This window comes from Bradyrhizobium sp. SZCCHNS1050, from assembly GCF_032484785.1.
GTDB lineage: Bacteria > Pseudomonadota > Alphaproteobacteria > Rhizobiales > Xanthobacteraceae > Bradyrhizobium.
On the sequence record NZ_JAUETR010000001.1, the window covers coordinates 2,860,290 to 2,880,653 of the forward strand.

Here is a 20,364-nt window from a genome sequence, read left to right on the forward strand (position 1 = left end):
CGATCTCGTGATGATGCGGCGCGAACGAAGCAGGCGGGGACAACAGCGCGGCGGAGGCCACAGCGCTTCAATTTCTCGCCAGAATCATGATTAGTTCCACTCAGTCGCGAGTCCGACACATGGGGGCCATGTTCCCACCACGGGCTTGCGACTGTTGTGAGTTGCAACCATTTTTGCATTAAAGGGTTGAAGAACCGGCTTTTTCGAGCCGATGGCATGGCTTTGGCGGCAATGTCCGCCGTTGGGGGCGATATGATTTCAACGTGGAGCGAGTGGAAGCGGTATCCCCGCCCGGGGCGCGGCGACAATATCGAGGCGCCGATCACGCCCGGCATCTACGAAGTGCGCATTGCGGCGACCGGAGCGCTGTATGCGTTCGGCGCGGTCGACAATGTGGCGCAGGCCCTGGCGCTGCTGCCCGTGGGGCAGAAATCATGGTTTGGCCGCCGTGATCCCGCCGCCTTGCCGGACCTGGAATACCGCACCTGCGCGACCTCGACCAAGGCCGACGCCAAGGCGGCGGCGGAGCGCATGATCGGCCGGCGCGAGACCTATATGAGCGGCGCGGCCTGATCCCGGGTCGGCTCGTCAGCATTCAGCATTTGGTGCCGTACAGGCACGGATCGCCGGATCGAATGTGCCGTTCAGGAGGCGCACGCGCCGTGCGCCGCCGCCGGGGCGTGGCTATATTCGGAGACGATCGCTCGCTTTCGAGGAGTAGCCCGATGACACCGCCCGCCGCCGCCCGTGCCTCCACTGCCGCCCCGAGCCTGCGTGACCGCCTGAAGGATCCGTCGCTGCTGCGTGAGCAGTGCTACATCGATGGTGCGTGGGTCGGTACGCCGGTGCTTCCGGTCAACAATCCGGCCACCGGCGCCGAGCTCGCCAAGGTCGCGCAGCTCGGTGCGGCGGAGACCACGCAAGCCGTCGAGGCCGCCGCGCGCGCGTTCCCGTCCTGGGCCCGGCTGACCGCCAAGCAGCGCTCCAATACCTTGCGCAAATGGTTCGAGCTGATCACGGCCAACCGCGAGGACCTCGCGCTGATCCTCACCTCCGAGCAGGGCAAGCCGCTGGCGGAGGCGCTCGGCGAGGTCGATATCGGCGCCGCCTATATCGAGTTCTTCGCCGAGGAGGCGCGTCGCGTCTATGGCGAGACCATCCCGACCCAGAAGCCGGATGCGCGCCTGCTGGCGCTGAAGCAGCCGATCGGCGTCTGCGGCGCCATCACGCCATGGAATTTCCCGAACTCGATGATCACCCGCAAGGTGTCGCCTGCGCTCGCCGCCGGCTGCACCGTGGTGCTGAAGCCGGCCAACGAGACGCCGCTGTCGGCGCTGGCGCTCGCCGTGCTGGCCGAACGCGCCGGGATTCCGGCGGGCGCGCTCAACATCGTCACCGGCGACGCGCCGCCGATCGGCAAAGTGCTGTGCGAGCATCCGTCGGTGCGCTTCATAGGCTTCACCGGCTCGACCGAGGTCGGCAAGATTCTCTATCGCCAGTCGGCCGGCACGGTGAAGAAGCTCGGGCTCGAGCTCGGCGGCAACGCGCCGTTCGTGGTGTTCGACGATGCCGATGTCGATGCGGCTGTCGAAGGCGCCATGGTCTCGAAATATCGCAACATGGGCCAGACCTGCGTCTGCGCCAATCGCCTCTATGCGCAGGACGGCATCTACGACGCCTTCGTCGCGAAGCTCGCCGCCAAGGTCGCGGCGATGAAGATCGGCGAGGGCACCGAGGCCGGCGTGACCCAGGGGCCGCTGATCAACGAAGAGGCGGTTGAGAAGGTCGAACGCCACATCGCCGACGCGGTCAAAGGCGGGGCGAAGGTCGTCACCGGCGGCAAGCGCCATGCGCTCGGCCGCACCTTCTTCGAGCCGACCGTACTTCGGGACGTCAAGGCCGACGCGCTGGTCGCGCATGAGGAGACGTTCGGCCCGCTCGCGCCCGTCATTCGCTTCAAGGACGAGGCCGATGTCATCGCGATGTGCAACGCCTCGCCGTTCGGCCTCGCGTCCTACTTCTATGCCCGCGATCTCGGCCGGGTCTGGCGCGTCGCGGAGGCGCTGGAATCAGGCATGGTCGGCGTCAACACCGGTCTGATCACCACCGAGGTCGCGCCGTTCGGCGGCGTCAAGGAGAGCGGCCTCGGGCGCGAAGGCTCGCATCACGGCATCGAGGAATACCTCGAGATCAAGTACGTGATGATGGCGGGCGTCTGAGCTCTGGACGCCTGGGCTCAGGCCGTCTTCGGCAGCTTGTCCACCGGCACCAGGTAGGACTTGTTGCCGACCTGGAAGATGACCTTGCCGCTCTTGCCGTCGGTCGTCGAGATCTGCGACTGACCGAACATGATGACGTTGTTGTAGACGATCCCCGTGCCCTGGCGCGTGACGCCGTTGGTCGTCACGCTGACCTGGGCCTCCTTGCCGCTGACGGACAGCACGCGAAAGCTCGCGCTCTGGCCGTTTTCGCCGGAGTAGCCGGCCCAGCTGCCGACCAGATTGCTCTCGTCGGCGGGAGGCGCCTGTTTCTCCAGCATCGCGGTGGCCTTGCCGCCGCCGGCCGAAAACAGCAGCACGGCGTTCTTGCCGTTCTTGGTGCCGAGCGTGACCGAGCCGAAGTCGATGGTCGAGCCGTTGACCTGGCCGATGCCGCGTTCGGTGCGGCCGTTATGGGTGTATTCCACCGTCGCGGCGGCGCCTCTGATGTTGACGACCTTGAAGCTCACGGCCTGGCCGTTGGCCGTCCAACTGCCCTTCCACTCGCCCAGCAGGTTGCTCTGGCGATAGACCCGCTCGTTGGCGGGCGAGATCTGGTTGGTGCTTTGGATGGCGACCATGTGTGCTTCCAAGGAGCTCGACTGCTCGTTTACCCCGTATGTCGGATCGTTGCAGAGTGTTGCTAACGAGGTGTAGGTCGAGAGGGTTAACGAACGGTGAACTGCGGCTACGAGCCGCCCGTTCCGCAGTGCGGCCCATCGTCTCAGCGTCTTCTGCGGCGATGGACATCACCACCGGATGAATGCGACGGCGCGAATCGCCACCGGGCTGCACGGGCGTAAGCGAGCCGCTTGCCCAGACGCGCCGGATCGTCGACCATGACGCGGCGAACCACGACCTCTCAATGTGCGAGCTCACCATGACCGCAGCCTTCACGCGCGTCGGTGTCGGCCAGCTTCCGGACGCGGATGCGCGCCGCCTCGATGCGGACGGTTATCTGCTGCTGCGCGGCGCGATTCCGGCGGACTGGCTCCCGCCGCTGCGCGATGCGTTCGAGGCGGGCACGCTGCCATCCGAGCAATGGCCGGTGCCGCGCGGCCGCGACTGGCGCCACGCGATGGTCGATCTCGATGCCACGGTGCAGCGCGCCTGCCGGCTGCCGGTGATGCTCGCGGCCGTGTCTCACATTCTCAAGGCGCCGTTCTTCCTCGGCCAAGTCGAGGGCCGCGAGCCGCTCGCCGATGGCGGCCAGCAGCCGTTGCATCGCGACGGCGTCGACCGGTTCCGTACCGACGCCGTCTCGGCGCTCGCCTTTCTCGATCCGTTCGGCCCCGACAACGGCGCGACGCGGGTGGCGCCGGGCACGCATCGCCGCGACACGGATGATGCGCAGGCCGCCCCGTTGGTCACGACAGGCGAAGCCGGCGACATCCTGCTGTTCGACGTCAACCTGCTGCACGGCGCGACCCGCAACCGCAGCGGCGCCCGCCGCCGCTCGCTGCTGATCACCTACGCCACCTCGGTGCAGCTCGACGCGTGGCGACGGACCCGCGCCTTGCGTGCGGTGCGCATGGACCAGGACGAAATCTTCGGCGCGGAGTAGCCGCGCCATCCGCGCAGCTTTCAACCTTCCAGCCAAACTCCGCAGAGAGGACGCTCATGAGGCTGTACGATTCCGCGACCGCGCCAAGCCCGCGCCGCGTGCGCATCTTCCTCAGCGAGAAGGGCCTCACGATTCCCACCGTTCAGCTCGACCTGCGCGCCGGCGAGCAGTTCCGGCCGGAATTTCGCGCGCTGAACCCGCAATGCACGGTGCCGGTCCTGCAGCTCGACAGCGGCGCTGCGATCACCGACATCATCGCGATCTGCCGCTACCTCGAGGAACTGCATCCCGAGCCGGCCCTGATGGGGCGCAGCGCGGAGGAGCGCGCCGTCATCGAATGCTGGGTGCGGCGGATCGAGTGGGATGGCATCTACGCCATCCAGGAAGCGTTCCGGAACAGTGCGCCGGGGCTGGAGCATCGCGCTCTGCCCGGCCCGTTGCCGCTCGAGCAGATTGCCGCGCTCGCGGAGCGGGGACGTCTGCGCGTCGCGCACTACTTCGCCTGGCTCGACGCGCGGCTCGCCGACCACGCCTTCGTCTGCGGACCCGACTTCACCATTGTCGACATCAGCGCCATGGTGACGGTGGATTTCGCGGTCCGCGCCAAGCTCGATCCACCGGATCACCTCCACCATCTCGCGCGGTGGTATGGTGTAGTTTCGAGCCGTCCCAGTGCGAAGGCTTGATATGATGAGCCTCGGTCGTCACTCCGTCCTGCTCGACCTCGACGGCACTCTCATCGACTCCCAGCCCGGCATCGCCGCGAGCGCCCTAGCGGCGTTGCGCGCGCTCGGGCATGCACCGGACGACACGCTCGATATCCGCAGTGTCATCGGGCCGCCGCTGCAGGACATGTTGCGGGCGCTGCTGCAGGCGTATGACGACGATCGGGTCGACGAAGCGGTGACCGCCTATCGCCAGCATTAAGGCGAGAGCGGACTGTTCGGCAGCGAACTCTATGCCGGCATCCGGGACGCGCTGCACGAGATGCATGGCGCGGGGGTGCGGCTCTATCTCGCGACATCCAAACGGGAGGTGTTTGCGCGCCGCATCCTCGAGCATCTCGATCTCGCGTCGCTGTTCGACGCCATCCACGGCTCGGTGCCGTCAGGCCTGCTGGACCACAAGCCGGAGCTGCTCGCGCATATTCTCACCGCGCGGAATATCGCGCCCTCCGACGCGATCATGGTCGGTGACCGCCGCCACGACATTGCCGGCGCCCACGCGGTCAGGATGCGCAGCCTCGGCGTGCTCTGGGGCTATGGCAGCCGCGACGAGCTCGAGATGGCCGGCGCCGACCGCCTCGTGGAATGTCCGGCCGATCTCGCGCGCGCCGTGCTGTCGATGCTGAAGGTCTAGCTCGATCACAACCTCCTGTGTTCGCGACACCCGATCGGTTCGCGCGTCAACCTTGCACCGGAACCGGAAAGCCGCGAATATTCCCGGCAGATCAGGGGTCATCACGGGACTATCACACACATGCAGTTCGACGACGTCATCCTCGGCCGCCGCAGCATCCGCGGCTACAAGCCCGATCCGGTGCCGCGGGCGCTGATCGAGGAGATCATCGGGCTTGCGATGCGCGCGCCGTCGTCGATGAACAGCCAGCCCTGGAATTTCTACGTCATCACCGGCGAGCCGCTGAACCGCATCCGCGCCGGCAATACCGAGCGGATGGTCGCCGGCGTCCCGCAGTCGCGTGAATTCCGTATCGGCCAGCCCTTCGCGGGCGCGCATCGCGAGCGCCAGGTGCAGGTCGCCAAGCAGTTGTTCTCCGCCATGGGCATCGCGCGCGACGACAAGGACAAGCGACAGGACTGGGTGCTACGCGGCTTCCGCCAGTTCGACGCACCGGTCTGCATCATCGTGACCTATGATCGTGCGCTCGACGGCAGCGACGACACGCCGTTCGACTGCGGCGCCGTCACCAATGCGCTGGTCAACGCCGCCTGGTCGCGCGGCCTCGGCGCCGTCATCAACAGCCAGGGCATCATGCAATCGCCCGTGGTCCGCGAGCACGCCGGCATCGCCGACGACCAGGTCATCATGAAGAGCATCGCGCTGGGCTGGCCCGATCATGATTTTCCGGCCAACGCCGTGGTGTCGGAGCGGAAGCCGGTGAAGGAAGCGACGGTGTTCGTGGGGTTCGAGGACTAGTTGCGCTCCAAGCGCCGGCAGAAATCGTCGATCACCGCCGCCGCGGCCTCGGCATGGGTTGCCAGCAGCATGTGCGGTGCATCCAGCTCGCACAGCTTGCAGTCGGGGCGTGCCGTGAGGATCTCGGCGGTCTGTCGCCGGCCCACGAGCCGATCCGCGCGGCCGTGCAGGCACAACGCCGGACAATTGGTCAGGGCCAACCGGTCGCATTTGTCGACGCGAAGGGCGTCCTTGGCGCGTGCTTGAAGAACTGCCGCAGGAAGCGATCTCAAGACGTCCTTCAGCTGCAGCCTGAGCTCCGGTGTCGCCATCCGTCCCATGATCATCGCGGCGAAGAGGTTTGATGGAAGCCATCTCAGATCGAGCAGCGACGCGACGTGCGAAAGCCAGGCCGGTAACGGATGGCGCGCGAAGCTCGATGCAAGGATGAGCCCTGCGACTCGCGCGTCAGTCGCTGCAATCTCGATGGCGATCGGTCCGGAGAACGACTCGCCGAGAATGACGAAGGGATCTCTCGGCAACCGCTCACTGACGAAGGTCGCGAGCTGGTCGTAATCGAGCGGTCGATCGAGAGGGTAGGCGATGATCTGCGTCGGCCGGTTCGCGGACAGGCGCTCGGCAAGCGGCTTCAGGAGCTCTCCGGTTCCGTCCATTCCTGGCAGCAGGATGATGGCGATGGTCGTAGTCGGCGTCATATGATGTTGTAGCACATCCTAATCGTGACCATCGCGGGATGGGTCGGCCGGTACGGTGGGGCGGCAGCGTGCCCACCCTCGATCAGCGACTTGGTGGGCACGGCGCCACCGCGATCACGTTCGGAGACAGCATAGCTGCGCCTTTGCCCTCCTTACGGCCCCGGCCGTCGGGCTACTCTATCACCAATCAATTTTTGACTTGCGTTATTTCCGAAATCATGTTCTTATCCGCGCATCCCGTCCTCATGCAGAGGGGCGTACGCGTCGTCACGATACGTAGAGGCGGGGAGCGGTGGCCGCGTGCCTGTCAGGCGCTCTTGCGCTGACGAACGGCAGCGCGCGGACGGTCAAGCCGTGTGGTCCTGGCGCCCCGATGCTGGCGCCAATCTCGCGATGACGTTCGTGCGTCGTGGCGGGCGACGGGGGCAAACAAGCCGGTCCCCGGGGAGAGTACGGAGCAGCCGTTAAACCCATCGCGCAGGGAGGGCCGGGATGTCTCGGCTGAACCTGTGGTGACCGCCGCGTGCATTTTCTTTCGCACGCGGGCCATGGGGGCGGCCAGCTCCCGGCCTTCCCTGCGCCCTCGCATTTTCAGAGGGCGAGATCGATCAGCATAGCTCGGGCAAGCATGGCCGCGAGATCGACGCAGCGCGTCTCGTTAGCAACTCTCCGATGATCAACGATGCCTTGGCTGATGTGAGCACGCGCCTCGCAGAACGATCAGTTCTCACCTCGTCCCGCTTGCGGGGAGAGGTCGGATTGCATCGAAGATGCAATCCGGGTGACGGGGGCTCTCCGCGAGTCTGGTGTGCATGGAGAGCCCCCCTCACCCCAGCCCTCTCCCCGCAAGCGGGGCGGGGGAGCGCACCGCCGATACGGTACCAGTTCGACTCCCACTCCGAAGAAAATACTGCCTTCGGCTCCGTGATCGCGGCGAGAGACGTGCAGTGCTCAGATCTTCAGCTCGCTGCCCGTCACCCGCCGGAACGCCTCCAGATAGCGCTGGCTGGTCGCATCCACCACGCTCTGCGGCAAGGGCGGCGGGGGGGCGTCGCCGTTCCAGCGGCCGGCACGGCGCTCGGCATCGAGATAGTCGCGCAGCGGCTGCTTATCGAAGCTCGGCTGCGGCTGGCCCGGCTGATAGGCATCGACGGCCCAGAAGCGCGACGAGTCGGGCGTCATCACCTCGTCGATCAGGATGATGTGACCGTCCTTGTCGCGGCCGAACTCGAACTTGGTGTCGGCGATGATGATGCCCTGCTCGCGCGCCAGCTTTTCACCCAGCGTGTAGACCGCGCGCGTCATGCTCTCCAGCGTAAACGCGGTGTCGTCGCCGACCACCTCGCGCATTCGCGCAATGGTGATGTTCTCGTCATGGCCGGTCTCGGCCTTGGTCGCGGGGCTGAAGATCGCGGGGTCGAGCTTCTGGCTCTCGACGAGGCCGGCGGGAAGCTGCTCGCCGGCCAGCGTGCCATGGGCCGCATATTCCTTCCAGGCCGAGCCGGAGAGATAGCCGCGGATCACGCATTCGATCGGGAACACGGTGGTGCGGTTGCACAGCATCGCGCGCCCGAGAATCTCGTCGCGATGCGGCGCCAGCGCTGGCACCTCCGCGATGATCGTGTCGGTGTCGGCCGAGATCATGTGGTGATGCACCACGCCTTCGAGCGCGTTGAACCAGTAGGCCGAGATCTGCGTCAGCACCGCGCCCTTCATCGGGATGGTTTCGTTCATCACGACGTCGAAGGCCGAGATCCGGTCGGTGGTCAGCAGCAGCACGCGGTCGTCGCCGACGGCATAGATGTCGCGGACCTTGCCGCGGCCGATCTTCGGGAGCGGCAGATTGCTGGCGAGAAGCGTGGTCATCGTGCAGAGCCTTCGAAACGGGAGCGTTGCGACCGCAATAGCCTATTCCGGCAGCGGAATGAACTCGTGCTCCTGCGGAACGGCGGCGAAGCGGCCGGTTTTCCAGTCCTGCTTGGCCTGCTCGATGCGCTCCTTGCTGGAGGAGACGAAATTCCACCACACGTGCCGCGGCCCTTCCAGGGCGTCGCCGCCAAGGAACATCATCCGGGTCGGCTTCACCGTGCGCACGCTGATGGCGTCGCCCGGGCGGAAGATCAGGAGCCGCGGGCCCTCGTGGCGCTCGCGCGCGATCTCGACCTCGCCATCGACGATATAGATGGCGCGCTCCTCGTGATCGGGATCGAGCGGCACCACCGTGCCGGCCTGCGCCGTGACCTCGACATAGAACCAGGGCGAGACCATCGTCACCGGCGAGGCCGCGCCGAACGCCTTGCCGGCAATGACGCGCGCGGAGAAGCCGGTGTCGCTGACCGTCGGCAGCGCGTCCGCCGCGTAGTGCTGGAAGCTCGGCGCGATCTCTTCCGATTCGACCGGCAGCGCGATCCAGCTCTGCAGGCCCAGCATCTTCTGCCCGTTCTGCCGCTGCAGGTCGGGCGTGCGCTCGGAATGGGCGATGCCGCGGCCCGCCGTCATCAGGTTCATCGCGCCGGGCTGGATCTCCCGCACGTTGCCCTCGCTGTCGCGATGCATGATGGCGCCGTCGAACAGATAGGTGACGGTGGCAAGCCCGATATGCGGATGCGGCCGCACGTCCATGCCCTTGCCGGACATGAACTGCACCGGGCCGAAATGATCGAAGAAGATGAACGGGCCGACCATCTGGCGTCGGCCGTGCGGCAGCGCGCGGCGCACCGCAAAACCGTCGCCGAGATCGCGGGTGCGCGGCACGATGACGTGCTCCAGCGCATCGCACGAGGTGGGATCGCCGAACTCGGGATCGATCGATGGCTGCCAGCTCATGGGGCGCTCCTGCAATGTGGTCGCGCGAGCTTAGCAGCTTCACGAAGGCGAGGGCAGGGCACGAGGTCGCGGCATCCGCGCGATTTGAACGAAGCGAAGCTCCGGCCTAGAGTTCCGGCGCTGACAACGGACCCGTGACGATGACGCTCGAAAGCCTCGATCTCGCGCTTCGCGCCGCCGCCATCGCGCTGCTGGCCGTGCTCGCCGTCGCGCTGGGACGCGATCTCGGCAGGCAATGGCGCGGCCGGCTCGCGATCGCGCTGGCGCTGGGCTCGGCCGCGCATGCCGCGACCTTCAACATCGGCGGCACGGCCGCGCCATCGCTCGCTTCCGCGCCGCTGATTGCGGTGGCGACCGCCGATATCGTCGTGCTCTGGCTGTTCTGCCGCGCGCTGTTCGACGACGGCTTTGCGTTGCGTTGGCTGCACGGCCTGATCTGGCTCGCGGTGTTCGGCTTCAGCCTGCTGAGCTGTCTCGTGCTGGGGCCTGCCGGACATGGACGGCTCGTGATCGTCGCCAATAATGTGCTGGCTCTCGGCTTCCTCGGCCTGACCTTGGCGCAGACCATCCGTTCCTGGGCGGCGGATCTCGTCGAGGGAAGGCGGCGCATCCGCGCCTTCGTCGTGATCGCGGCGCTGTCCTACGGTGGTGTCAATGCGCTGCTGCAGATGGCGTCCGCCGGCAGCGGCCCGTCGGAGCTCGCCAATGTGGTCAATGCGGCGATGTTCTTGGTCGTGGTCGGCGCCGTTGCGCTGATGCTGCTCAAGGTCGGTGCCGGCGATGTGCTCGCGCCGGAGGCGCCACCGGCCGCGGCGCTCGAAGCGGTGGCTCCGAAAGCCGCCGACCGCAGGTTGGTGGACGCGCTGATGCGGCTGATGGCGGACGAGCGGATCTATCGTCAGGAGAACGTCACGATCGGCATGCTGGCGACGAAGCTCTCCATTCCTGAATACCGGCTGCGGCGGCTGATCAATGGCGAGCTCGGCTACCGCAACTTCAACACCTTCCTCAACGCCCACCGCATCGAGGAGGCCAAGGCCGCGCTGGCCGATCCCGCCCAGGCCGAGGTGCCCGTGATCACCATCGCGATGGACGCTGGGTTCCAGTCGCTTGGGCCCTTCAACCGCGCCTTCAAGGCGGTGACCGGGGTGACGCCGACCGAATACCGGCGCATGAGGCTGTCGGCGGCGTGATCTGTTCAGCCTTGAAACTGCAGAGGAATTCCAGAATCGGCGAGATCCCGGCGATTCTCGGCTGGGATGATTTCCGAAATCGGCGAGCGTCCGGGCCGCAGCCGCAGTCTGGTCCGGCAGATCCAACTGCCGGAGCTCCTCATGACCAGACGCCGCCTGCTGCTTGCCCTCGTTGCCACCACCGCGCTGACCGCCCTGGCGGTCGGCGGCGCCCGCGCCCGCGATGTGCCGAAGGTGGCAACCGGCTTCATCGCCAGCCTCCTGTGCTCGGAGACCTTCGTCTCCGGTCTCGACCCGGACCGCACGCTCTCCGAGACCCGGGCCGCGATGCCCGGCGCCGGCCTGCTGAGCTGGGCGATGGACGTCCGCGTCGATCGCGCCGCCAAGGACGTCACCGTGACGCTGCTCGGGATCGGGCAGAGCCGGGCCGTGTATCGCGACGGGCTCGGCTGCCACATGGACCATGGCGAAGCGGCGGATTGGCCGGCCATCCGGCCCGCTGCGCCAACCCCCGCTTTGCTGCCCGACATCGCTCCGCCACGCGTCGTCGCGCCGGTCACTCCGGCCCTCGCGGCAGCGCTGGATCGCGCCTTTGCCGAGCCGGACTCGCCGCCGTTCCGGCATACCCATGCTGTCCTGGTGATGAAGGACGGCAAGGTGATCGCCGAGCGCTACGCCCAGGGCTTCACGCTCGACACGCCGCTGCTCGGCTTCTCTGCGACCAAGTCGATGACCGCGACCTTGATCGGCATTCTCGTCCGCCAGGGCAAGCTCGCGCTGCATACGCCCGCGCCCATCGCGGCGTGGCGGGACGACAAAGATCCGCGCCACGCCATCACCGTCGATCACCTCTTGCGCCACACCGCAGGCCTCGCGCTCGGCAGCTCGCTGCAGGCCTCGCTGTTCTCTGTGCTCGAGCCTGTCAACCGCATGAAATTCGTCGAAACGGACCGCGCCGCCTTCGCCGAAACCATGCCGCTCGAAACCACGCCGGGCGCGGTCAGCAATTATCACGACGGCAACACCGTCATCCTCTCTCATCTCATCCGCGACGCCGTCGGCGGCAGCGCTGCGGATGTGCTGCGTTTTGCGCATCGCGAGCTGTTCGATCCGCTCGGCATGACCAGCGTCACCCTCGAATTCGATGCCGCCGGCACACCGGAGGGATCGAGCCAGATGCTGGCCTCGGCGCGCGACTGGGCGCGGCTCGGCCAGCTCTATCTCGACGACGGCGTCGTCGCCGGCCGGCGCATCCTGCCCGCGGGCTGGGTCGCGTATGTCAGCGCGCCGACGCCCGGCGCGTTCGTCGGCCTCGGCGCCGGCTTCTGGACCAACAGTGGCGACAGCTTTGGCGCCAACTACCGCACCTCCCATGGCTGGCCGCGCGACGCGTTCTTCGCCAAGGGCACGCTCGGCCAATATGTCATCGTCGTCCCGTCGGAGCGCCTCGTCATCACGCGTTTCGGCCGCACCGTGAACTGGCCGCCGGAGGCCGATGGCGTCGCGCAGCTCGTGAGCGACGTGATCGCGGCGACGCAGGGAGAATGACGCATGCGTTATGCTCTTCCCAAAGCGGTGGCCTGCTCGACACGTTCGAATCGCTCCAGCGACAGGATCGCGTCGGCGAAGCTCTGTGCCCGGCTGCTCAGCACTGGCCGCGCCAGCGTCAGAAACTTGTCGCTCATCGCCTGTGCTGTCGGGAACGAGGTCGGCTCGCCGGAAGGATCGTCGTGCAGCCGCTCGTGCACGCCATCCGCGGTGGTGATGGTGACGCGCGCGCCGAACGGATGGCTGCGGCCGATCTCCAATTTGTCGTCCTGCACGACGTCGAACTTGTCGGCCAGCGCATTGATCGCGGCGTCACCAAGGCGCGTGTAGTCGTCCCAGCCGAAGCGGCCCTGGTCGAGCGCGAGCGCGCCGGTGAAGAACATCGAGAACTGGCCGCCGACGATCGAGGTCGGATGGCGTTTGGTGGCGGCATCGCCCGTCAGGGTGATGCCGTTGCGATGCAGGCCGATCTCGACGCGCTTGACCTGGTCCGGCGTCAGATTGTGCTCGCGGCGCAGGGCGATGATGGCGTCGATCGCTGCATGGGTATAGCGGCAGCTCGGATACGGCTTCACGCCGATCTTCATCGTCTCATAGGTGGAGCCGAGCCCGGCGACGGCCTTGTCGTGATGCGGCGTGTCGGTGTAGCCGACGAGGAGGCCGTGCTTGCCCTCGACGGATTCGATCGCGCCGACGAAGCCGTTCTTGGCGAGCGTCGCCGCGATCACGCCGTTCATCGCCGACGCCCCGACCTGATAGCGCTTGTTCCAGGCGCCGTTGACGAGAAACTGCAGCGAGCCCGCGGCCTGGCTGCCGGAGACGCCGAAAGCGTAGATCAACTGCTGCTCCGACAGCCCGAACAGCTTGGCGGCGGCGGCCGCCGCGCCATAGGTGCCGGCGGTCGCGGTCGGGTGGAAGCCGCGGGCATAATGCGAGGTCGGATCGAGCGCGTTGCCGAGCCGGCAGCACACCTCGTAACCGGCGACGATCGCGGTCAGGACCTCGCGGCCCGAGGCGCCGACCATCTCGCCGACGGCGAAGGCGGCCGGCACCACCGGCGCGCTCGGATGCAGCGAGGAATCGGCGTGGGTATCGTCGAAGTCGAGCGAATGGCCCATCGTGCCGTTGAGCAGCGCCGCCACCGCCGGCGTCCAGGTTCTGTCGTCGCCGAATACGGTCGCCTCGCCCGCTGCATCGAGCTTCAGCGCCGCCAGCATCTTCACCACCGACGGCGTCGATTCCGCCTCGCGCCGGGCCCGGATGGCGCTGCCGAGGAAGTCGAGCGTCAGCACCTTGGCGCGGTCGAGCACCTCGGGCGGGATATCGTCATATTTCAGCTCCGCGACATAGGCGGCGAGCGTTGCGGTTTCCTGGGCCATCGTGTTTCCTCGCATCGTTGCAATGACCGTAGGCAAGCCGATTCCGCCTTTCAAGCCGGTTCGGCCCGGTGGGGAGCTGCCATGCCGCGATCGCGCTGGTGCTTTTCGAGGTGAGCGACTGATGGTGTCCTTGAAACGGCTGTTCGGCCGGTTGCGCGCCCGCAAGGCGCCGATGTCGCTGGCGGTCCGCGGCACGGTGGCGGCGACGCTTGCCTTCGCGATCGCCACGGCCTTCCACCTGAAGCTGCCGCTGTGGGCGGTGCTGACCTCGCTGATCGTGACGCAAGGCAGCGTCGGGCGCTCGCTGAAGGCAACGCGCGACTACATGTTCGGTACCATCGGCGGTGCGATCTACGGCGGCGCCATTACGGTCTTCATCCCGCATTCGGGCGAACTGCAACTGCTCGGCATGCTGATCCTGGCGGTGACGCCGCTCGCCTTCATCGCCGCGATCAATCCAAGTCTCAACGCGGCGACGGTGACGGCCGTGATCGTGCTGCTGGTGCCCACGATGGGCCATCTCGATCCGCTGGGATCGGCGATCGACCGTGTGTTCGAGGTCGCGGTCGGCGCGCTGACCGGCCTCGCCGTTTCGTTCATCGTGCTGCCGTCGCGCGCGCATGTGCAGATGCGTAGCGCGGCGGGGCGTCTGCTCGAACTGATCGCAGCCGCCTTCACCGAGCTGCTGGCCGGCCTGTCGCGCGGCCGCGACAACGACGCGTTGCACCGGATCCAGGACGGCATCGGTACCGCGCTCACCGAATTGAATGCGACAGGAGCGGAGGCCGAGCGGGAGCGCTCGGCGCGGCTGTCCTCCGGCGCCGATACCGGCCCGCTGCTGCGGACGATCCTGCGCCTGCGCCACGACGTCGTGATGATCGGCCGTGCCAGCGTGGTGCCGCTGCCATCCGAGCTGCAGGCGCGCTTGTCGGGACCGGTGTCGCGCGTCAGCGATGCCATCGCGAGCTATCTGCGCGGCTGTGCCGCAGCCATCCGCAACGGTTCCGGCCCGCCGGCGATCTGGCCGATCCACGTCGCGGTGAAGGCCTATGCGGAAGAGGTCGCCGCCGTCCGCAGCGACGGTCTCACGCGGGGGCTGCCGGGTGACGCCGCCGAACGCTTCTTCGCGCTCGGCTTCTCGCTGGAGCAGATGCGCCAGAACCTGATCGACCTCGAGCGCGTCGTCGCCGAATGGGCGGGAGCGTCGACCGGGAAGCCGCATCGACCGGAGCGCGACGAGACGCCGGATACAGCGGGGGCCTGATCTCCTCATCGCGACAACCGCAGGAAGCGCAGCACCAGCAGGGCTGCATAGATGGCGGTGCCGATCGACAGGCCGATCCAGATCCCGGTCGCGCCGAGCGCGGTGTGGAACGCGAGTGCATAGGAGGCGGGAAAGCCGATCAGCCAGTAGCCGAGCACGGCGAGCAGCAGCGGGATGCGCGTGTCCTTGATGCCGCGCAGCGCGCCGACCGCGATGGTTTGCAGCGCATCGGTGATGAAGAAGGTCGTGCCGACCAGGAGCAGCGTGGCAGCAAGTGCCACAGTCGCCGCGGCATCGGCGAGGCCGGCGCCAAGAAACAGCTGCACGATCTCGAACCGCGCAAGGATGATGCCGAGCGTGAACAGCATGGCAAGGACGAGGCCGAGCAGCATCGCCATCAGGCCGGCGCGGCGCACACCGTGCGCATCGTTGCGGCCGGCCGCATGGCCGACGCGTACGGTCGCAGCCATGCTGATGCCGAACGGCACCATGAACAGGATCGCCGTGATCTGCAGCGCGATCTGATGCGCGGCGAGAGCGGCCGTGCTGATCAGCCCCATCAGGATCGCCGCCGCCGAGAACAGGCCATATTCGAGCAGGAACGACAGCGAGATCGGAGCGCCGATGATCAGGAGCTGCCGCATCAGCCGCCAGTCGATGCGCCCGAGCCGGGCCAGGACATGATAGTCGCGGAACGGCGGGCGCAACGCGGCGAACCACAGACCGGCAAGAAACGTTCCGAGGTTGACGGTCGAGGTGGCGAGGCCGACGCCGGTCAGGCCGAGCTGCGGAAAACCCCAGTGGCCGTAGAGCAGCGGATAGACCAGCAGCGCGTTGAGCGGGATCGCGGCCAGGGTGATCCAAAGCACCGGCTCGGGGCGGTTGACGGCGCCCATGAAGCTGCGCAGCGCCAGGAACCACAGCATCGGCGCGATCCCCCAGGCGAGACCGGCGAGATAGTCCTGCGCGAGATGCGCCACGTCCGGCGCCTGTCCGAGTGCGAGCAGGATGATCTCGCCGTTCAGCGCGATCAGCATGATCGGCAACGCGATGAACAGCCCGGCCCACAGCCCGACACGCAGCGCGCGCCGGACCAGCCCGGCGTCGGCCGCCCCGAACGCCTGCGCGGCGAGCGGTGCCACCGCCGACATCAGACCCATGCCGAAGGTGGAGCCGACGAAGTAGACGGTGCCCGCTAACGCCGCCGCTGCAACGGCATCGCCGCCGAGCCGGCCGATGAAGGCGAGATCGGTCGACATCATCGCGATCTGCGACAGCTGGGTCAGCGCCATCGGCGCGGCCAGGCGGACCGTCTCCCAGAGTTCGAGGGCGAGAGAAGATGTCGGCGCGGCCGGCGGCGGCGCGTGGTCGGTTCCAGCTGTCGAGGTCATGATCGAGGCTATAGCAGTCCCCGCAGTGACGTGCACATCACGCCGTCGTCGTCCTGGGCGGTGCGAGACGAGAGCGTCGCGGCAACGTCATCGTTGGAGCTTGGGTTCGCGATGGAGGTCGAGAACTGCTCTCGTGCCAAACCAGATCGGATCGGACGGCCACACGCGTTCCCGCGGCACGCCGTGCCCGGGTGATGCTCGATTTGCTCCCCTCGAACAGGAAGAGGGGCAGGGAAGGCCGGGTGCTTGACCACACCCATGGCCCGCCTGCAAAAGAAGTAGCAGGCGGCAGTCACCACAGGTGGGCCGCACATCCGGCCTTCCCTGCGCCATGGTTGGAACGGCTTATACGTACTCTCCCCGGGGACCGGGCTTGTTTGCCCCCGTCACCTGCGGATCGCCCGCCGGCTTGACCTCAGCATCGGGAGGCCAGGACCATACGATTTCGCCGTATGCGACAGCCCCTTCGTCCACGCGCCAGCCTCGAGGAAACCCCAAGTGCGCGCTGTGAGCCGCCGCATCCATCGCATCCCACCCTCAACGGTCCGTGACGATCGCGAAGCGCCCCTCTCATGAGGACGGGACGGGTGCATTGTTTCTGATTTTCGAAATAGAAGCAAGCGAAAAATTCTGAAAACCGGCAAAACGCAACGCGGTGGCTCGGCTGGGCTGCCGCGCGGTTCGATGCGTTCTCCGTCATTGCTTGCGGAGTATTCAATCCGGGGACGGAGAGCCGGCGCGGCAGCGGGTCGAAGACTTGCGCGGAATCAGGCGGCCGTTGCGACCTGCCGGAGCATCGCCTTCACGACGAGGCGGTGAAACGGCTTTATCACGGCGAGATAGACGCGGCCGAGAGCGTTGTGGGTCTGCACCAGAGTGCTCGCTGTTACTTGCGTGGTCGCGCGATGAGAGACCACGTCGACCAGGACACGAAAATCCAGATGCTTGTCGTCGAAGCCGAGCACGATTCGTTGCGGCGTTTCGTCCACGACCGGAAACATCCCGATCAGAGGACGTGGGTTGCCTGGGTCCGCGCCCGAGGTCTTCAGACCGAAGGGCCTGACCAGCAGGTTGCGGAGCTTCAGGAGCGCCGCCATCCACCAGGGCGCGTGACCGAGCATGCGTTCGGCGGCGGTGCGGGCATCGAGAACCGCGCCGTCGATCGTGATGCGGAAGGCATCGGCGAAGTCAGTACCGGCGAGCCATCGGTCACGGTCGACATCTGGAGTGATCTCGCTGATTGTCATGCGCCCTGAGCCTCGCGTGTCGTGTTTGGTCCTCGGTCCATCAGCGCGTCATTGCGAGCGGAGTGTTCAGCCCGGAGACATAGCTTACACCTGTTCGGGGACATAGTTGACAGTTTTGGGGTCGCGCAGATCAATCGCTGCGATCTGATGTGCGGCAAAGAAAATTCCGAACTTTCCGTCGGCACTGAGTGGCCGGATAGCCAGCCGCTCACCTCGGAAGGCTTGCGGGACTTTCCAGAGCCGCCCCTCGAAACTGACGTAGGCCTTCGTGCTCGACACGGAACGGATGCTCTCACCCTCGTCGTATTCGACGATCGGAAGCCGGTCGGGCATCGCACGTTGGCTCGGTTGATAGCGGCTTGCCGGCACGTCGAAGTTCAAGGCCTCGTGCGGCCGGTCGAGATTGTAGACAGAGCGCCATCCGTCGAGTGCCCGCTGGACATCGGGAAGATCACGGTAGCGCCTGAAGGCAAACACCTCGGCCTTCAGACTACGGTGGAAGCGTTCGTTCTTGCCGCGGCTCTGAGGATGGTAGGGCCGGCTGTGGATCGTTCGAACGCCGAGCTTCAGAAGCCAGACCGTCAACGCGGTCCAGGGGTCTTCGAGGGTAAATCCCCAGGGGCCACCATTGTCGACGAACATCGCATCCGGCAGTCCATAACGGCGGAACGTCGTCTCCAAATGTCCTTTGACCGTAGAGCCGCGCTCGTTGTCACAAGCCGCCAGGCACAACGAGAAGCGGGAGTGATCGTCCAACGCTGTCAGCGGATGACAGGACACACCGTTCTCCAGCGCACTGTGCCCCTTGAAGTCCATCTGCCACAGCTGATTGGGCGCATCCTTCTCGAACCGCGTGTAGGGCTGTCCGGGCGTGCCTGCAGGCTCGACCACTCGATCGTAGCGGCGCAGGATGGTGTGCACGGTGGATATCGCCGGGACAGCTTGACCATCACGCTCAAGACACCGTGCGAGCTTGCGCGCGCCCCAGGCCGGGTGAGCATCGCGCAATGCGACGATCTGCTGCTCGGTCGCAGCCGCGGTGCGCTCCGGACTTCGATGAGGCCGCCGCGACCGATCCGCCAGCGCCGTGTCCCCAGCGTCATGCCGCTGGATCCATTTGTAGCCCGTCTGAGGGCTGATGCCGAACCGCCGACACAGCTCCCGCCGGTTCGCCCCTTCCTGCTTGGCAAGCATCACAAACTCTCGTCGCTGGTCCATGACAGACACCTCTCGCCACGGCATCGCTCGCCCCTCTGCTTGACGAATCGAGCCGATTTTGAAGTGTCAACCATCTCCCCGAACACCCGTCAGCTATGTCTCCGGGCTGAACAGGAGCGAAGCAATCCAGGGGCGGGCAAGGACTCTGGATTGCTTCGCTTCGCTCGCAATGACGGCGGAGAGATCCTGCGCGAATAGCGCTACCGTCCGCGCTCCGGAACGCGGGTGATCTTGGCGCCCAGCGCATTCAGCCGCTCGTCGATACGTTCGTAGCCGCGCTCGATCTGGTCGGCGTTGTCGATATACGAGGTCCCCTCGGCGCACAGCGCGGCGAGCAGCATGGCCATGCCGGCGCGGATGTCGGGGGAGACGACGCGGGCGCCGCGCAGCCGGCTGGGGCCGGCGACGATGGCGCGGTGCGGGTCGCACAGCACGATGCGCGCGCCCATCGAGATCAGCTTGTCGACGAAGAACATCCGCGACTCGAACATCTTCTCGAACATCAGGATCACGCCCTCGCATTGCGTGGCGGTGACGAGCGCGATCGACATCAGGTCGGCGGGAAAGGCCGGCCAGGGCTGGTCCTCCAGCTTCGGCACGTGGCCGCCGAAATCGTCCTTGATCCGCAGCGTCTGCTCCGAGGGCACGATGAGATCGTCGCCGGCAACCTCGCAGACGATGCCGAGCCGCTCGAAGCCCATGCGGATCGAGCGGAGATGCTCGGTGCCGGCGCGCACGATGCGTAAGGGAGAGCGAGTCACGGCGGCAAGGCCGATCAGCGAGCCGACCTCGATGTGATCGGGCTGGATCGAGTAGCTCGCCTGGCCCAGCGTGCTGGCGCCATGGATCACCATCGTGTTGGTGCCGATGCCCTCGATGTTGGCCCCGAGCGCCACCAGGAAATGCGCAAGATCCTGCACGTGCGGCTCGGAGGCGGCGTTGCGCAAGTAAGTCGTGCCGTGGGCGGCCACCGCGGCCACCAGCGCGTTCTCGGTCGCGGTGACACTGGGCTCGTCCAGGAAGACGTCGGCGCCCTTGAGGCCGGAGGCGCGCAGCTCGATCTTGTCGGTTGCGGTGACGGTGGCGCCGAGCTGCTCGAAGGCGAGGAAATGCGTGTCGAGGCGGCGGCGGCCGATGACGTCGCCGCCTGGCGGCGGCAGCGCCACTTCGCCGCAGCGGGCGAGCAGGGGCCCTGCCAGCAGGATCGACGCGCGGATGCGCGCGCAGAGGTCCGGATCGAGGTCCGCGGCGCGGATCTCCTTGGCATGGATCGTGAGCCTGTTCCGGCCGCGCCATTCGGCGGAGGCGCCGACCGAGCGCACCAGCTCGACCAGCGTCTCGGTGTCGCGGATGCGCGGCACGTTGTCGAGCGTGACCGGATGCTCGGTCAGCAGCGCGGCGGCGATGATCGGCAGCGCGGCGTTCTTGTTGCCGGACGGCTCGATCGCGCCCTTGAGCCGGTGACCCCCCTCGACGATGTATTGAATGGGCGCCATGCGCGAAAAGTCCGTTCTGAGATGGTGATTCGCCCGGGGACCGGCGAAAGCGGAACATCGATCTTCAACGGAATTAACACGGAAGGGACGGGCAGGCCACTGCTCCGCAGACTCAGGGTGCGCCTGGT

The 20,364-nt window shown here is 66.8% G+C and carries 17 protein-coding genes and 1 pseudogene; 9 read left to right on the plus strand and 9 right to left on the minus strand.

All coding sequences use genetic code 11. The features are described 5' to 3' along the window. Positions 1–252: 252 nt before the first annotated feature. Together QX094_RS13025 and QX094_RS13030 are read left to right on the plus strand one after the other, a co-directional pair. Positions 253–573, plus strand: coding sequence for a hypothetical protein (locus QX094_RS13025; protein WP_011942561.1), 321 nt, complete (start codon positions 253–255; stop codon positions 571–573). Between the two features lie 152 nt (positions 574–725). Next, entirely contained in the window at positions 726–2,219 is a 1,494-nt protein-coding gene (locus tag QX094_RS13030; RefSeq protein WP_315825644.1) for an NAD-dependent succinate-semialdehyde dehydrogenase, read from the plus strand. Positions 2,220–2,236: 17 nt separating this feature from the next. On the opposite strand, the gene QX094_RS13035 is transcribed toward QX094_RS13030, so the two are convergent. Next, on the minus strand, positions 2,237–2,839 hold the full coding sequence (locus QX094_RS13035) for a hypothetical protein (protein WP_315825643.1): 603 nt from the start codon (positions 2,837–2,839) through the stop codon (positions 2,237–2,239). A 299-nt stretch (positions 2,840–3,138) separates the two neighbouring features. On the opposite strand from QX094_RS13035, the gene QX094_RS13040 reads away from it, so the two are divergent. From QX094_RS13040 to QX094_RS13055, 4 genes and pseudogenes are all read left to right on the plus strand, one after another. Further along, on the plus strand, positions 3,139–3,822 hold the full coding sequence (locus QX094_RS13040; RefSeq protein ID WP_315825642.1) for a phytanoyl-CoA dioxygenase family protein: 684 nt from the start codon (positions 3,139–3,141) through the stop codon (positions 3,820–3,822). Positions 3,823–3,878: 56 nt separating this feature from the next. Next, complete coding sequence (locus QX094_RS13045) at positions 3,879–4,508, plus strand: glutathione S-transferase (protein WP_316173546.1); 630 nt, start codon at positions 3,879–3,881, stop codon at positions 4,506–4,508. Between the two features lie 4 nt (positions 4,509–4,512). Beyond that, positions 4,513–5,181: pseudogene (locus tag QX094_RS13050) on the plus strand (HAD hydrolase-like protein). A gap of 120 nt (positions 5,182–5,301) precedes the next feature. Then, on the plus strand, positions 5,302–5,979 hold the full coding sequence (locus QX094_RS13055; RefSeq protein ID WP_315751798.1) for a nitroreductase: 678 nt from the start codon (positions 5,302–5,304) through the stop codon (positions 5,977–5,979). Here the strand turns inward: QX094_RS13055 and QX094_RS13060 are convergent. The 3 genes from QX094_RS13060 to QX094_RS13070 form a co-directional block, all read right to left on the minus strand. After that, positions 5,976–6,674, minus strand: coding sequence for an alpha/beta fold hydrolase (locus tag QX094_RS13060; RefSeq protein ID WP_315825640.1), 699 nt, complete (start codon positions 6,672–6,674; stop codon positions 5,976–5,978). The genes QX094_RS13055 and QX094_RS13060 overlap by 4 nt on opposite strands. 951 nt (positions 6,675–7,625) lie before the next feature. Continuing rightward, positions 7,626–8,540: a phosphoribosylaminoimidazolesuccinocarboxamide synthase gene (locus QX094_RS13065; RefSeq protein ID WP_316173548.1), complete on the minus strand. Its 915-nt coding sequence runs from the start codon at positions 8,538–8,540 to the stop codon at positions 7,626–7,628. Between the two features lie 42 nt (positions 8,541–8,582). Continuing rightward, positions 8,583–9,500: a pirin family protein gene (locus tag QX094_RS13070; protein WP_315715008.1), complete on the minus strand. Its 918-nt coding sequence runs from the start codon at positions 9,498–9,500 to the stop codon at positions 8,583–8,585. Between the two features lie 140 nt (positions 9,501–9,640). On the opposite strand from QX094_RS13070, the gene QX094_RS13075 reads away from it, so the two are divergent. Together QX094_RS13075 and QX094_RS13080 are read left to right on the plus strand one after the other, a co-directional pair. Next, a complete protein-coding gene (locus QX094_RS13075) occupies positions 9,641–10,693 on the plus strand; it encodes a helix-turn-helix domain-containing protein (RefSeq protein ID WP_316173550.1) in 1,053 nt (350 codons plus the stop codon). 141 nt (positions 10,694–10,834) lie between these two features. Next, on the plus strand, positions 10,835–12,241 hold the full coding sequence (locus QX094_RS13080; protein WP_316170048.1) for a serine hydrolase: 1,407 nt from the start codon (positions 10,835–10,837) through the stop codon (positions 12,239–12,241). An 8-nt stretch (positions 12,242–12,249) separates the two neighbouring features. Here the strand turns inward: QX094_RS13080 and QX094_RS13085 are convergent, their stop codons facing one another. Then, positions 12,250–13,620: an MmgE/PrpD family protein gene (locus tag QX094_RS13085; RefSeq protein WP_316173552.1), complete on the minus strand. Its 1,371-nt coding sequence runs from the start codon at positions 13,618–13,620 to the stop codon at positions 12,250–12,252. A 121-nt stretch (positions 13,621–13,741) separates the two neighbouring features. Here QX094_RS13085 and QX094_RS13090 point away from each other — a divergent pair, with 121 nt between their 5' ends. Further along, a complete protein-coding gene (locus tag QX094_RS13090; RefSeq protein WP_315715012.1) occupies positions 13,742–14,884 on the plus strand; it encodes an FUSC family protein in 1,143 nt (380 codons plus the stop codon). Positions 14,885–14,889: 5 nt separating this feature from the next. On the opposite strand, the gene QX094_RS13095 is transcribed toward QX094_RS13090, so the two are convergent. The 4 genes from QX094_RS13095 to murA all read right to left on the minus strand — a co-directional run bounded on the left by QX094_RS13095 (position 14,890) and on the right by murA (position 20,236). Continuing rightward, positions 14,890–16,275, minus strand: a complete 1,386-nt coding sequence (locus QX094_RS13095) for an MATE family efflux transporter (protein WP_316173554.1) — start codon at positions 16,273–16,275, stop codon at positions 14,890–14,892. A gap of 767 nt (positions 16,276–17,042) precedes the next feature. After that, positions 17,043–17,522 carry a DUF2867 domain-containing protein gene (locus QX094_RS13100; RefSeq protein ID WP_315825636.1) on the minus strand — a complete coding sequence of 160 codons (480 nt, stop codon included), beginning with the start codon at positions 17,520–17,522 and terminating at the stop codon, positions 17,043–17,045. 84 nt (positions 17,523–17,606) lie between these two features. Then, the gene (locus tag QX094_RS13105) at positions 17,607–18,764 is read right to left on the minus strand and encodes an IS481 family transposase (RefSeq protein ID WP_315759740.1); all 1,158 of its coding nucleotides are present in this window, start codon (positions 18,762–18,764) and stop codon (positions 17,607–17,609) included. Between the two features lie 176 nt (positions 18,765–18,940). After that, positions 18,941–20,236 (minus strand): UDP-N-acetylglucosamine 1-carboxyvinyltransferase, encoded by a 1,296-nt coding sequence (gene murA / locus QX094_RS13110; protein ID WP_315715017.1) that lies wholly within the window; start codon positions 20,234–20,236, stop codon positions 18,941–18,943. Positions 20,237–20,364: the final 128 nt, after the last annotated feature.

Coding starts and splice junctions, on each gene's coding strand:
- QX094_RS13045 (WP_316173546.1), top strand. CDS start 3,879: ATGAGGCTGTACGATTCCGCGACCGCGCCAAGCCCGCGCCGCGTGCGC.
- QX094_RS13070 (WP_315715008.1), bottom strand. CDS start 9,500: ATGAGCTGGCAGCCATCGATCGATCCCGAGTTCGGCGATCCCACCTCG.
- QX094_RS13095 (WP_316173554.1), bottom strand. CDS start 16,275: ATGACCTCGACAGCTGGAACCGACCACGCGCCGCCGCCGGCCGCGCCG.
- QX094_RS13065 (WP_316173548.1), bottom strand. CDS start 8,540: ATGACCACGCTTCTCGCCAGCAATCTGCCGCTCCCGAAGATCGGCCGC.
- QX094_RS13030 (WP_315825644.1), top strand. CDS start 726: ATGACACCGCCCGCCGCCGCCCGTGCCTCCACTGCCGCCCCGAGCCTG.
- QX094_RS13060 (WP_315825640.1), bottom strand. CDS start 6,674: ATGACGCCGACTACGACCATCGCCATCATCCTGCTGCCAGGAATGGAC.
- murA (WP_315715017.1), bottom strand. CDS start 20,236: ATGGCGCCCATTCAATACATCGTCGAGGGGGGTCACCGGCTCAAGGGC.
- QX094_RS13090 (WP_315715012.1), top strand. CDS start 13,742: ATGGTGTCCTTGAAACGGCTGTTCGGCCGGTTGCGCGCCCGCAAGGCG.
- QX094_RS13055 (WP_315751798.1), top strand. CDS start 5,302: ATGCAGTTCGACGACGTCATCCTCGGCCGCCGCAGCATCCGCGGCTAC.
- QX094_RS13040 (WP_315825642.1), top strand. CDS start 3,139: ATGACCGCAGCCTTCACGCGCGTCGGTGTCGGCCAGCTTCCGGACGCG.
- QX094_RS13080 (WP_316170048.1), top strand. CDS start 10,835: ATGACCAGACGCCGCCTGCTGCTTGCCCTCGTTGCCACCACCGCGCTG.
- QX094_RS13075 (WP_316173550.1), top strand. CDS start 9,641: ATGACGCTCGAAAGCCTCGATCTCGCGCTTCGCGCCGCCGCCATCGCG.
- QX094_RS13025 (WP_011942561.1), top strand. CDS start 253: ATGATTTCAACGTGGAGCGAGTGGAAGCGGTATCCCCGCCCGGGGCGC.
- QX094_RS13085 (WP_316173552.1), bottom strand. CDS start 13,620: ATGGCCCAGGAAACCGCAACGCTCGCCGCCTATGTCGCGGAGCTGAAA.
- QX094_RS13035 (WP_315825643.1), bottom strand. CDS start 2,839: ATGGTCGCCATCCAAAGCACCAACCAGATCTCGCCCGCCAACGAGCGG.
- QX094_RS13105 (WP_315759740.1), bottom strand. CDS start 18,764: ATGCCGTGGCGAGAGGTGTCTGTCATGGACCAGCGACGAGAGTTTGTG.
- QX094_RS13100 (WP_315825636.1), bottom strand. CDS start 17,522: ATGACAATCAGCGAGATCACTCCAGATGTCGACCGTGACCGATGGCTC.